Source organism: Agarivorans sp. B2Z047 (assembly GCF_023373605.1).
Classification (GTDB): Bacteria; Pseudomonadota; Gammaproteobacteria; order Enterobacterales; family Celerinatantimonadaceae; genus Agarivorans; species Agarivorans albus.
On sequence record NZ_CP088080.1, the window covers coordinates 802,867 to 815,395 of the forward strand.

15 protein-coding genes are annotated in these 12,529 nt (G+C 44.7%); 11 read left to right on the forward strand and 4 right to left on the reverse strand.

Translation table 11 applies throughout. The annotated features are described in order from the left end of the window. Positions 1 to 6 precede the first annotated feature (6 nt). The 3 genes from LQZ07_RS03675 (at position 7) to argH (ending at position 4,131) form a co-directional block, all read left to right on the forward strand. A complete protein-coding gene (locus tag LQZ07_RS03675; RefSeq protein ID WP_016403485.1) occupies positions 7 to 921 on the forward strand; it encodes an ornithine carbamoyltransferase in 915 nt (304 codons plus the stop codon). 42 nt (positions 922 to 963) lie between these two features. Beyond that, on the forward strand, positions 964 to 2,169 hold the full coding sequence (locus LQZ07_RS03680; protein WP_152783416.1) for an argininosuccinate synthase: 1,206 nt from the start codon (positions 964 to 966) through the stop codon (positions 2,167 to 2,169). An 84-nt stretch (positions 2,170 to 2,253) separates the two neighbouring features. Next, the gene (gene argH / locus LQZ07_RS03685) at positions 2,254 to 4,131 is read left to right on the forward strand and encodes an argininosuccinate lyase (protein WP_152783418.1); all 1,878 of its coding nucleotides are present in this window, start codon (positions 2,254 to 2,256) and stop codon (positions 4,129 to 4,131) included. A 67-nt stretch (positions 4,132 to 4,198) separates the two neighbouring features. Here argH and LQZ07_RS03690 read toward each other — a convergent pair whose 3' ends face one another. The 4 genes from LQZ07_RS03690 to LQZ07_RS03705 form a co-directional block, all read right to left on the reverse strand. Beyond that, positions 4,199 to 5,092, reverse strand: coding sequence for an endonuclease/exonuclease/phosphatase family protein (locus tag LQZ07_RS03690; protein WP_152783420.1), 894 nt, complete (start codon positions 5,090 to 5,092; stop codon positions 4,199 to 4,201). Positions 5,093 to 5,094: 2 nt separating this feature from the next. Then, entirely contained in the window at positions 5,095 to 5,493 is a 399-nt protein-coding gene (locus LQZ07_RS03695) for an MmcQ/YjbR family DNA-binding protein (protein WP_368666395.1), read from the reverse strand. 212 nt (positions 5,494 to 5,705) lie between these two features. After that, positions 5,706 to 6,203 (reverse strand): response regulator, encoded by a 498-nt coding sequence (locus LQZ07_RS03700; protein ID WP_152783422.1) that lies wholly within the window; start codon positions 6,201 to 6,203, stop codon positions 5,706 to 5,708. A gap of 19 nt (positions 6,204 to 6,222) precedes the next feature. Beyond that, positions 6,223 to 8,085, reverse strand: coding sequence for an ATP-binding protein (locus LQZ07_RS03705; protein ID WP_152783424.1), 1,863 nt, complete (start codon positions 8,083 to 8,085; stop codon positions 6,223 to 6,225). A gap of 354 nt (positions 8,086 to 8,439) precedes the next feature. Here LQZ07_RS03705 and rpsJ point away from each other — a divergent pair, with 354 nt between their 5' ends. The 8 genes from rpsJ to rpsC are packed head-to-tail and all read left to right on the forward strand — an operon-like array spanning position 8,440 to position 12,524. Next, complete coding sequence (gene rpsJ / locus LQZ07_RS03710) at positions 8,440 to 8,751, forward strand: 30S ribosomal protein S10 (RefSeq protein WP_014290685.1); 312 nt, start codon at positions 8,440 to 8,442, stop codon at positions 8,749 to 8,751. Positions 8,752 to 8,782: 31 nt separating this feature from the next. Further along, the gene (rplC, locus tag LQZ07_RS03715) at positions 8,783 to 9,418 is read left to right on the forward strand and encodes a 50S ribosomal protein L3 (RefSeq protein ID WP_016403494.1); all 636 of its coding nucleotides are present in this window, start codon (positions 8,783 to 8,785) and stop codon (positions 9,416 to 9,418) included. Positions 9,419 to 9,433: 15 nt separating this feature from the next. Continuing rightward, entirely contained in the window at positions 9,434 to 10,039 is a 606-nt protein-coding gene (rplD, locus tag LQZ07_RS03720) for a 50S ribosomal protein L4 (RefSeq protein WP_016403495.1), read from the forward strand. Next, on the forward strand, positions 10,036 to 10,338 hold the full coding sequence (gene rplW / locus LQZ07_RS03725) for a 50S ribosomal protein L23 (RefSeq protein WP_016403496.1): 303 nt from the start codon (positions 10,036 to 10,038) through the stop codon (positions 10,336 to 10,338). The genes rplD and rplW overlap by 4 nt, the downstream gene beginning before the upstream one ends. 12 nt (positions 10,339 to 10,350) lie before the next feature. After that, positions 10,351 to 11,181: a 50S ribosomal protein L2 gene (rplB, locus tag LQZ07_RS03730; RefSeq protein WP_152783426.1), complete on the forward strand. Its 831-nt coding sequence runs from the start codon at positions 10,351 to 10,353 to the stop codon at positions 11,179 to 11,181. An 11-nt stretch (positions 11,182 to 11,192) separates the two neighbouring features. Continuing rightward, the gene (gene rpsS, locus LQZ07_RS03735; RefSeq protein WP_026959667.1) at positions 11,193 to 11,471 is read left to right on the forward strand and encodes a 30S ribosomal protein S19; all 279 of its coding nucleotides are present in this window, start codon (positions 11,193 to 11,195) and stop codon (positions 11,469 to 11,471) included. A gap of 11 nt (positions 11,472 to 11,482) precedes the next feature. Continuing rightward, positions 11,483 to 11,815: a 50S ribosomal protein L22 gene (gene rplV, locus LQZ07_RS03740; RefSeq protein ID WP_016403499.1), complete on the forward strand. Its 333-nt coding sequence runs from the start codon at positions 11,483 to 11,485 to the stop codon at positions 11,813 to 11,815. Positions 11,816 to 11,825: 10 nt separating this feature from the next. Next, positions 11,826 to 12,524 carry a 30S ribosomal protein S3 gene (rpsC, locus tag LQZ07_RS03745; protein WP_016403500.1) on the forward strand — a complete coding sequence of 233 codons (699 nt, stop codon included), beginning with the start codon at positions 11,826 to 11,828 and terminating at the stop codon, positions 12,522 to 12,524. Positions 12,525 to 12,529: the final 5 nt, after the last annotated feature.

Here is a 12,529-nt window from a genome sequence, read left to right on the forward strand (position 1 = left end):
AAGATGATGAGTGATTTTAAACACCTGTTAAGCTTGCAGGACCTAACTCAAGAACAAATTTTAGGGCTGCTTGAGCTGGCCGCTAAAATTAAAAAAACACCCGCAGATTATGGGCAAACCCTTGCGGGTAAAAGTGTTGTAACTTTGTTTGAAAAACCATCATTACGTACACGAGTAACTTTTGATATCGGCATTAACCGTTTAGGCGGCCATGCGGTTTATTTAGACCAGCAAAATGGTGCGATGGGCGAGCGTGAAAGTGTTAAAGATTTTGCCTCTAACATTACTCGTTGGGCTGATGCGATTGTAGCGCGAGTGTTTTCTCATAAAACCCTACAAACTTTGCGTGAGCATTCGTCGGTACCAATTATCAACTCACTGTGTGATTTATACCACCCATGCCAAGGCTTGGCCGATTTCCAAACCATCGCTGAGCACTACTCAGATTTAAGTAAAGTTAAGCTGGCTTACTTAGGCGATGGCAACAATGTGACGCATTCATTATTGTTAGGCGGCGCTATCTTAGGCATGGAAGTGGCTGCAGTTTGCCCACTAGGCTCAAGCCCAGATGCGCAAGTTGTGCAAAAAGCTAATCAATTAGCCAAAGCGCATGGCGGCAAAATTGTAGTGACCAATACCGTTGAAGATATTAAAGGCTACGACGTAGTATATGGTGATACTTGGGTATCGATGGGCGACGATACGCCACTGCAATCTGTAAAAGATAAGTTTATGGCTTATCAAATTAACCAGAATTTGATGCAACAATGTGGTATTAACCACGTGCTGCACTGCCAACCTGCTCACCGCGAGTTGGAAATTACTTCGGAAGTGATGGACGGTCCTCAGTCTTTGATTTTTGATCAAGCCGAGAATCGTATGCATGCACAAAACGCCGTACTAGTAAGTTTATTAAGTTAGTGAATGTTCAGCTCTAGGCTGAGTTAAACAAGGAATTTTTAAATGTCAGATATCAAAAAAGTAGTATTAGCATACTCAGGCGGCCTAGATACTTCGGCCATCATTCCGTGGTTAAAAGAAACCTACAACAACTGTGAAATTGTTGCCTTTTGTGCCGATGTTGGCCAAGGCGAAGAAGAGCTAGTGGGCCTAGAAGAGAAAGCTTTAGCCTCTGGTGCATCTGAATGTTACATCGTTGACCTTAAAGAAGAGTTTGTAGCTGACTACATTTATCCAACCATTGCTACCGGTGCAGTATACGAAGGGACTTACTTGTTAGGTACCTCAATGGCGCGCCCTATCATTGCTAAAGCGCAAGTAGAAGTTGCCCGTAAAGTTGGCGCCGACGCGGTATGTCATGGTTGTACTGGTAAAGGTAATGACCAAATTCGCTTCGAAAGCTGTTTTGCAGCATTGGCTCCAGAACTAACAGTAATTGCGCCTTGGCGTGAGTGGGACATGGAAAGCCGTGAAGATTTGCTGGATTACTTAGCAGAGCGCAACATTGCGACAACTGCTTCTGCAACCAAAATCTACAGCCGAGATGCTAACGCATGGCATATTTCACACGAAGGTGGCGAGCTAGAAGACCCTTGGAACGAGCCAAGCAAAGGTGTTTGGACCTTAACTGTTGATCCAGTAGATGCGCCAAACGAGCCAGAATATGTAAGCCTTAAAGTTGAACAAGGCCGTGTTGTTGCGGTTAACGATGAAGCATTAAGCCCTTACCAAGTAGTAATGAAGCTAAACGATATTGCTGCTGCTCATGGCGTAGGCCGTATTGATATTACTGAGAACCGTACTGTAGGTATGAAGTCTCGTGGTTGTTACGAAACTCCTGGCGGCACGGTGATTGTTGCGGCGCTACGCGCAATTGAAGAATTAGTATTAGACAAAACTTCACGGGTATGGCGTGAGAAAGTGGGCCAAGAAATGGCACACTTGGTATACGACGGTCGTTGGTTTACGCCGCTGTGTAAATCACTGATTGCTGCTTCAGAAGCTATGGCTGCTGATGCCAATGGCGATGTAGTGATTAAGCTTTATAAAGGTCAAGCCGTTGCGGTGCAAAAACGTTCGCCAAATAGCTTGTACTCGGAAGAGTTTGCAACCTTTGGTGAAGACCAAGTTTACGATCAAAAGCACGCTGAAGGCTTTATTCGTTTATACTCTCTAGCCAGCCGGATCCGCGCTTTAAATAGCAAGTAAGATTGGCAGAAGTAATAAGCAGGAATACTTAGACCTCAGAGGCAAGTTGCTCTGAGGTCTTTGCAATAATAAATGGAGAGTAAAATGGCATTGTGGGGTGGGCGTTTTAGCCAAGCTGCAGATACCAGATTTAAGCAGTTCAACGATTCTTTACGTTTTGATTACCGTTTAGCGGAACAAGACATAACGGGTTCTATTGCCTGGTCTAAGGCCTTATTAAGTGTTGGCGTTCTCACACAAGATGAGCAAAGCAAACTTGAAGACGCGTTATTAGATTTAGGTAAGCAAGTCGCCGAAAACCCACAGCAAATTTTGGGTAGCGATGCCGAAGATATTCACTCATGGGTTGAGATTCAACTGATCCAACGGGTGGGTGATTTAGGTAAAAAGCTACATACCGGCCGCAGCCGTAATGACCAAGTTGCTACCGATTTAAAATTGTGGTGTAAAAGCCAAGGGGTTGAACTTCTTGAGCATTTAGACAAGCTGCAACAAAAACTGGTTAAATTTGCGCGCCAGCAGCAAGACACTGTTCTGCCAGGTTACACTCACTTACAACGTGCCCAACCGGTGACTTTTTCTCACTGGGCAATGGCCTATGTAGAAATGTTTGAACGTGATTACTCACGTTTGCAAGATGCGCTAAGCAGGGTAGATGTTTGTCCGCTTGGTTGTGGTGCGCTTGCCGGTACTGCTTACCCAATGGATCGCCAGCAAATTGCTAAAGATTTAGGCTTTCGCCGCGCAACACGTAATAGCTTAGATTCGGTATCGGATCGCGACCATGTGGTTGAGCTTATTTCTACTGCATCTATTAGCATGATTCACCTAAGCCGCATGGCTGAAGATTTAATCTTCTATAACTCAGGTGAGTCTGCCTTCCTTGATTTGTCAGACCAAGTGACTTCTGGCTCGTCATTAATGCCGCAAAAGAAAAACCCCGATGCGCTAGAGCTTATTCGTGGTAAAGCCGGTCGAGTTTACGGCTCTTTGTCTGGCATTATGATGACCTTAAAAGCATTGCCTTTGGCTTACAACAAAGACATGCAGGAAGACAAAGAAGGGTTGTTCGACGCGCTAGATACATGGGGCGACTGCTTAGCTATGGCAGAGCTAGTGCTTGATGATATGAGTGTGCACGAAGAAACCACTACGGAAGCTGCCAAAGGTGGGTACTCTAATGCGACTGAGCTTGCCGACTATCTAGTGGCTAAAGGTATCCCATTCCGCGAGGCTCACCATATTGTGGGTATTGCGGTAGTGAAAGCCATTGAAAAAGGTGTGCCGCTAGAAGAGCTAAGCTTGGCTGAGTTTAAAGAGCTAGCACCAGAGATTGAAGACGACGTTTATCCAAACTTATCGTTAGAGTCTACTCTCGCGAAGCGCCAAGCTCTTGGTGGTGTAGCGCCAGAGCAAGTTGAACATGCTCTAACCGAAGCCGAAGTACGTTTATCAAAACGTAACGTAAAAGGTTTGTATGTTCGTTCTGCCCGCATGACCGATTTAGACAACATCGAAGAGATGGTGAATTACTGGTCACAAGCTGGTGAAAACTTGCCACGTCCTCGCCCTGAGCTAGTACAAGCAATTGGTGATTTCACGGTTAGCGAGCAAGCTGGCAAAGTTACCGGCTGTGCATCACTTTACCTATACGACACAGGTTTAGCAGAGATTCGCTCATTGGGTGTAAACCCAGGCTCACAACGTGTTGGCCAAGGTCGTGCAATGGTGCAGCACTTAATGAAGAAAGCCAAGAAAATGGAAATCGAGAAGGTATTTGTACTAACTCGAGTGCCAGAATTCTTCATGAAGTTAGGTTTTAGCCCAACCTCTAAAAATATGCTGCCAGAGAAAGTGATGAAAGATTGTGATATTTGTCCTCGTCAGCATGCCTGTGATGAAGTTGCTTTAGAGTTCATCATTGATAACAGCACACTTATTCATAAGCAAAACGTGGCTTAACAGTCATCGTTTGTGTTGCCAAAGCCTCGCATCGCGAGGCTTTTTTTATTGCCGTTTCTATTGTCGTTTAGTGTGTCGGAATTTGAATCAGTCTAATTACAGGGCGATGGTCAGATAAGCTATCTGGCCCAACTTGGTAGTCAATAAAACTCAGGTCTTTAGAAAGAAAAATCCAATCTAAGCGTTTGCTTTTATAGCTGGCCAAGGCTTTGTTGCCCAGCTCAAATGCTCGGTAAGGACTATGCTGAAGAAAGTGGTTTACTTCATCTGGTTTGTCTAGCTGCCCCTCACTATTAAAGTCGCCCATAATAATGGTGTGATTTACCGTATCTTTTAGTTGTTTATTGAGTTGTTCAAGTTGTTGCTGGCGAATACTGGCGCGAGAAAAATCTAGGTGCACAGAAACTACATCAAGGCTCTGCTCAGAGTTAAGCCTTATGCGTGCATGGGTAAAGCCTTTACTGGTAGTGGGCGGGCTAGGTGCAAAGTTAACCGCAAGCGCTTCACTAATAGGATATTTGGAAAGAATGGCGGTGCCATAGCTCGCCAACTTACTGCTGCTGTGAATGCTATGTGCATACCAGCGATAGCCAGCATGTTGAGCGAGGTAAGCAACATGGTCAAAGCCACCAGACCAAGATGAACTTGCGTCTGCTTCTTGTAAAGCCACAATGTCGATATTTTGTTGTTGTAAGTAAGTGGCTATGTCTAACAAATTCTTTTTGGTGGTATCGCCGTTCACCAGCAGCTGGTTAAGTGCATGTTTACGCCCATGGGCAAGGTTTAGCGTAGCGACTTTAAGTTGTGGTAAAGGTGTGGTGCTCACATCAGGATGTGGCCAGTAAGCGATTTTTAGAGGAACTGAGCTGGCAGTATTATTACCATTACTAGAGCATGCAGATAACCCCATAATCAGGCCAAATAGCACTAGCTTAATGGCTAACCTTAACGGCTGAGTCAAGATTAGCTTAGGCCTAGCAGTTGTTGCTGAGCCTGTTTGTTCATGCCTTTAACCACCAACTCAAACGAGTTATCAATTAAGCGCAAGGCTTCTTGTTCGGCATCACTTCCATCAAAATAAAGAGTTAGCCAATGGCGTTTATTCATATGGTAGCCACGGGTGATGGCGGGATAAATATCGGTCAGCGCATCGATTTGCTCGGGTTGGCATTTCAAGTTCATATTCATTACGCCGTGTTTCCAACCTACTAGAGCAAACATTTTCCCGCGAACTTTAAATACCGGCACATCGGGGGCAAAGGGCAAATCTTGGGTCACCTCAGGTTTGCCCATTAAATACGCTTTTAGTTGTTCGTAATCCATAACTTTGCCTAATACCAATCGTACTAAGTAACTGTTCATTCTATCTGGTTAAAATACTGGATAACTGCGTTAGAATTTTTGATTGTAGAATAACTACTTATCGAAAAATCTTGCCTTATTCTCGAGTATTTTTCCTGCGTTATTTTTAATCACTTACCTAGCGTGATTGGTATAGCTCTAGAATCCTGCTTTTATAATAAGGCTATTAAACAAATTTTTCTAAGCAGCAAGCATTCTCTACTGACATTTTGTTAGTTACCTAGATCTAGACGGTGTTGGTTCATATGACTAAAGATTCGCTCTCCGTCTAGTACTTGGGCAAAGGGCATAGGGTTTTCGCAATACTCGATAACAAAATCGGTTAGCTTTTCTTTAATAATGCTAAGCAGTTGTTCTTCTGACCATGGCTTAGCGAGATAGTAATTTAGTCCACCTCGATTAATTGCTTCTATGGTGTCGTGCAGACCAGCCTGCCCAGTTAATAGGATTTTTTTAGCTGATTCACTGGTGCTAGCGTGGTTGAGGTCGATGAGAAAATCGATGCCTAACTCATCGGGCATAATGTGGTCGGCAAGTATTAAGGCTAGCTTGCCGCCTTGCGCTTCAAAGTCTTTAATCACTTGGCGTGCTTCCGCAACGCTTTCGGCGCCATCTATAGTAAATGGTGGGCTTAAAGGGGCTATATCGTTAAGAACGCTATCCAATACTTCGCGTTCATCATCAACACACAAAATCAGTAGTTGTTCCATGGTGCGACTCCTCTAAGTCCTATTGTTGGTTTAATGGTAAGGTAATAATGAAACGGGTAAATTGTCCTAGCTCAGATTCCACTTCGATTCTGCCTAAATGTTGTGCAACTATTTGTTGGCAAACGGTTAAGCCTATACCAAGGCCAAAATTACCTTCTCGTTTGGTGGTGAAATTTAGTTGGAAAATCTTTTCAATAATCTCGGGTTTTATCCCGGGGCCGGTGTCTTCTATAACAATTGAAATATAGCTAGGTGAAGCTTCTACATATTGACTACTAATACTTAGCTTGCCACGACTCTCCATGGCATCTAAAGCGTTAGCGATGAGGTTAGTCCAAACTTGCTGTAAGGCGATTGGGTGACAACGATACACTGGCAGTAAACCGTAATTACACTCTACTTCGAAGCCGCGTAATCGGTTTTCTAAGATCACTAGCGTTTCAGCAATGCCTTCATTTAAATCGGCTAGTACCGGTTGCTCAGGGTCTTGCCCTGCGTAGTGTTTTAAGCCTTTAACTAGCTCTGCGATACGTGCGGCACAGACTTGAATATTGCGTAAAAAATTACCAATCTGATGGAAGCTAGATAAGGCGTTTATTAATTCCACGTTATCGGAAGTGCTTGCACACTGTAAATACTGTTGCCTAAGGTCTGGTCTATCTAAGCCTATGCTGACAGCCTTTCTAGCGGTTATGGCATCACCAAATAAATCGATTGAGTTATTGCTACGCTGACGAATCTCGCTGGTAGACATTGGGGTTAGGGTAAAAGCGGCTTCGAGTAACTGTTGTCCCAAAGCTTGCTGTGCATTACTAAGCGGACTGTTAAGTACTTTTGGCAATTGCTTTGCGATAGTGTCACTGCCGCGGGTAATGGCGGCAACAGGATTATTAAGTTCGTGAGCAATGCCAGAGATGAGCTGACCGAGCACTGCCATCTTCTCCTTTTCGATGAGCTGTTCATGGGCAGAATCTAAAGAGTTGAGCGTGCTTTGTAAGGTAAGTTTGGTATGAATGCTTTTTTGTAGGCGCCGATTAAAATGTCGCAATAACAAGTTGGTAAACAAAGGCAATAAGTGGCTGCTAGAATCCAATACCTTGGCAAACGTGACTCTATCTAACTTAATCACATCGGTTTGCATGGTGGTCACTGCGCTAGTAAAACCGAGTTCACCGGTTACAAAGGACATGCCTCCTACTAATGAGCCTGCTTGCATGCGGGCAACTTCTAAAGTTTGTTGGTCTTGTTGTTTCTTTAAAACCACTTCGCCTTTGGCAATAAACCACAAAAACTGATTGGCTTTTCCTTCTTGGGTTAGTAAATGGTTGGCGCTGTAAGTTCGGCACAAGTGGTCTTCATCGTTATCCTTAAAAAAGGCATACAGCGCCGAAATAACTTGGTCGGATAACTCTTGGTCGCTAAGCGCGGTGTAATCAAAAAAGTTAGCTCGAAACTGAGCTACATGCTCGGCCAATTGTCTTTCTAACCAACGTTGCTGCTGGTGATGTTCGGAAATTGGCCAATGCAATCTTAGCTGCTCAATCAACTCACTGTCAGAGTCTTCTGGAGACAGGATATGCATTGGCGTGAACTGATTCACTAGCTCGCATAATTGGTTAGCGCTAGGTAGCTTGTCGGCATAAAACAGCACATTAGCCGTTTCTGTTGTAGGCAGACTGAGCAAATGCCTTAGGCTGGCTTTGTTTTCGGGGCTTTGCAGTAAGGCGATATCTACAACGACCAGCGCAAGTTGGTGCTCTGAGAGTTGTTGGGAGTTAGGAAAGGTTTTAGTTTGCCAGTAGAACCAGGGAGCATCTTCATGCTCCAGCTGCTTTGGCCAAGGGTGTTGGCTAACAATCAGTAAGCTATGTTGGGTATTCATACTAGCTCTTTTAAATGCTTGTTATTGATTATTATAGGCTTACAACTATTAAGGTTTTGCGAGCTGCTTAAAGATTCCCGCTGTTGTGTGAAGGTGATTTGGTTAGCGATTGAACAAAATTTGTAGATTGGCTTGTTTTTTAACAGTGCTTGAGTATAATACCGCGGCTCACTAAATTAGTGGCTGAGTTGTTTCGGCAATTCATCAGTTAACTGGTTAAACAGTTAACTACTAACAGTGCTTCCGATTTGGAAGCAAACGTTACTCGTCGCATGCACTACCATCCCCAGATATTGGAATCGGATGTCGTTGGTGTGTGTTAGGTTCTTTTATTTTTTATTTGGAGCTCTGTCAATGCAGAACCAAAGAATTCGAATCCGCTTGAAAGCATTTGATCACCGTCTGATCGATCAATCTACTGCGGAAATCGTAGAAACTGCCAAACGCACTGGCGCTCAGGTTCGTGGTCCTATTCCACTACCTACTCGTAAAGAGCGTTACACCGTACTAGTATCTCCGCACGTTAACAAAGACGCGCGTGATCAGTATGAAATTCGCACCCACAAACGTCTTGTAGACATCGTTGAGCCAACTGATAAAACAGTTGACGCTTTGATGCGCCTTGACCTTGCTGCTGGTGTAGATGTGCAAATCAGCTTGGGCTAAGCCTGAGTCTGTTTAATAAGAGGTTTTTACAATGATTGGTCTAATCGGTCGTAAAGTTGGAATGACTCGCATCTTCACTGAAGATGGCGCTTCTATTCCAGTTACCGTAATCGAATGTGAGCCAAACCGCGTTACTCGTGTTATCACTGAGGACAGCGACGGTTACCGTGCTCTGCAAGTGACCACCGGCGCTAAAAAAGCAAGTCGTGTTAGCAAACCGGAAGCGGGTCAATTCGCTAAAGCTGGTGTTGACGCGGGTCGCGGCCTGTGGGAATTCCGTCTAGCAGACGGTGAAGGCGAAGAAGTTAACGTAGCTGATGAGCTAAAAGTTGACTTGTTCAATGAAGTTAAAAAAGTAGACGTTACTGGTACTTCTAAAGGTAAAGGTTTCCAAGGCGGTGTTAAACGCTGGAACTTCGCTACCCAAGATTTTACTCACGGTAACTCTTTGAGCCACCGTGCTCCTGGTTCTATTGGTCAAAACCAAAGCCCAGGTAAAGTATTCAAGGGCAAGAAGATGGCCGGACATATGGGTGCTGAGCGTGTAACTACGCAAAACCTAGATGTTGTACGTGTTGATGTTGAACGTAACCTAATTTTGGTTAAAGGTGCCGTACCTGGCGCTACCAATGGTGACGTGATCATTAAACCTGCTGTTAAAGCGTAACGTTAGGAGATAGTAATGGAATTGGTATTGAAAGACGCGCAAAGCGCTCTTGAAGTTTCCGAAACTACCTTCGGACGTGACTTTAACGAAGCGTTGATTCACCAGGTAGTAACTGCATATGCTGCAGGTTCTCGCCAGGGTTCACGCGCTCAGAAAACACGTTCTGAAGTATCAGGTGGTGGTAAGAAACCATGGCGTCAGAAAGGTACAGGCCGAGCTCGTGCCGGTACTATTCGTAGCCCAATTTGGCGTAGCGGCGGGGTAACCTTTGCAGCTAAGCCACAAGATCACAGCCAAAAAGTTAACAAGAAAATGTACCGCGGCGCAATCCGCAGCATCTTGTCTGAACTTGTTCGTCAAGAACGTTTGATTGTGGTTGAAAAATTTGCTGTTGAAGCGCCAAAAACTAAAGAATTAGTTGCTAAGTTGAAAGACTTCGATCTTAACGATGTATTAATCGTTACTCCTGAAGTTGACGAAAACTTATTCTTGGCCGCACGTAACCTATATAAAGTAGACGTACGTGACGTAGCTGGTATTGACCCAGTTAGCTTGATTGCCTTTGATAAAGTGTTGGTAACTGCTGATGCAGTTAAACAAATTGAGGAGTGGTTAGCATGATCAGCGAAGAACGTTTGTTGAAAGTTCTAGTAGCTCCACATATCTCTGAAAAGAGCACTATGTCTGCTGAAGCCGATAACACTATCGTATTCAAAGTAGTGAAAACCGCTACTAAAGCAGAAATCAAAGCTGCAGTTGAAAAACTATTCGAAGTTGAAGTGACTGGTGTTACTACCTTGAACCAAAAAGGTAAAACTAAGCGTCACGGAGCACGTTTTGGTCGCCGCAACGACGTGAAGAAAGCGTATGTAACCTTAGCTGAAGGTGCAGACATCGACTTCACCGGTGCCGCAGAGTAAGGAGTATCTTAAATGGCTATTGTAAAATGTAAGCCTACATCTGCTGGTCGTCGCCACGTTGTTAAAGTGGTTAACCAAGACCTGCACAAAGGCAAGCCTTACGCTCCTTTATTGGAAAGTAAGTCTAAGTCTGGTGGTCGTAACAACCGCGGTGTAATTACCGTTCGTCATATCGGTGGTGGTCATAAGCAACACTACCGCATGATCGACTTCAAACGTAATGACAAAGACGGCATCCCTGCGAACGTAGAGCGTCTAGAATACGATCCAAACCGCAGCGCAAACATTGCACTTGTATTGTTTGCTGACGGTGAGCGTCGTTACATTTTAGCACCTAAAGGTGTTAAAGCAGGCACTCCGCTAATGACTGGTGTTGATGCACCAATCGAAGCAGGTAACTGTTTGCCAATGCGCAACATGCCAGTAGGTTCTACTGTGCACGCGATTGAAATGAAGCCTGGTAAAGGTGCCCAAATGGCACGTTCTGCTGGTGCTTACGCTCAAATCGTAGCGCGTGATGGTGCATACGTAACTCTACGTCTACGTAGCGGTGAAATGCGTAAAGTTTTATCTGATTGTCGCGCTACATTGGGCGAAGTTGGTAACGCTGAGCATATGCTACGTAAACTTGGTAAAGCTGGTGCAACGCGCTGGCGTGGTGTTCGTCCTACCGTTCGCGGTGTGGTAATGAACCCAGTTGATCACCCACACGGTGGTGGTGAAGGTCGTACTTCTGGTGGCCGTCATCCAGTTACTCCATGGGGTGTTCCAACCAAAGGTTACAAAACTCGTAAAAACAAGAGTACGGATCAATATATCGTACGCCGTCGTTCTAAGAAATAAGGGGAATCGCCATGCCACGTTCTCTCAAGAAGGGTCCATTCATTGACCTACACTTGTTGAAGAAGGTAGAGAAAGCGGTGGAAAGCGGGGACAAGAAACCATTGAAAACTTGGTCTCGTCGCTCAATGATCATTCCACAAATGATCGGTTTGACCATCGCTGTCCATAATGGTCGTCAGCACGTTCCAGTATTTGTTACCGATGAAATGATCGGTCATAAACTGGGTGAATTTGCGCCAACTCGTACTTATCGCGGCCACGCTGCTGATAAGAAAGCGAAGAAGAAGTAGGAGTCTAAATAATGGAAGCTTTAGCTAAACATCGTTTTGCTCGTGGTTCTGCGCAAAAAGCTCGCCTGGTTGCAGATCAAGTACGTGGTCTACCAGTTGAAAAAGCACTTGTTACGTTGCAATTCAGCAGCAAAAAAGCAGCAGGACTTGTTAAGAAAGTTCTAGAATCTGCCATTGCTAACGCTGAGCACAACGAAGGTGCTGATATTGATGAGTTGAAAATCACCAAAATCTTCGTAGATGATGGTCCAACTCTAAAGCGTATTCGTCCTCGTGCTAAAGGCCGAGCCGACCGTATTATCAAGCGTACCAGCCACATCACTGTGGTTGTGTCTGATAACTAGGAGATAAGCAATGGGTCAGAAAGTACATCCTAATGGTATTCGCCTAGGTATCGTAAAACCATGGAATTCAACCTGGTATGCCGATAAAGGTGAATACGCAGATAACCTTTACAGCGACCACAAAGTGCGTCAATTCTTAACTAAAGAATTGAAAAGCGCTTCTGTATCTCGCATTACTATTGAACGTCCTGCTAAGAGCATTCGTGTAACTATTCACACTGCTCGCCCAGGTGTTGTAATTGGTAAGAAAGGTGAAGATGTTGAAAAACTTCGCAAGAACGTAGCTAAATTAGCTGGCGTACCTGCGCAAATCAATATCTCAGAAGTTCGTAAGCCTGAGTTAGACGCTAAATTAGTAGCAGACTCTATCTCTAGCCAGCTAGAGCGTCGTGTTATGTTCCGTCGTGCTATGAAGCGCGCAGTACAAAACGCAATGCGCCTAGGCGCTAAAGGTATCAAGGTTCAAGTTAGTGGTCGTTTAGGCGGTGCAGAAATTGCACGTGCTGAATGGTACCGTGAAGGTCGTGTACCTCTACACACTTTACGTGCTGATATCGATTACTCAACTTCAGAAGCGTTGACTACTTACGGTATCATCGGCGTTAAAGTTTGGATCTTTAAAGGCGAAGTACTTGGCGGAATGCCAGTGGCTGCAGCACCTGAAGCTCCTTCTAAGCCGAAGCGCGGTAACAAGCGCAACGCTAAATAGGAGAA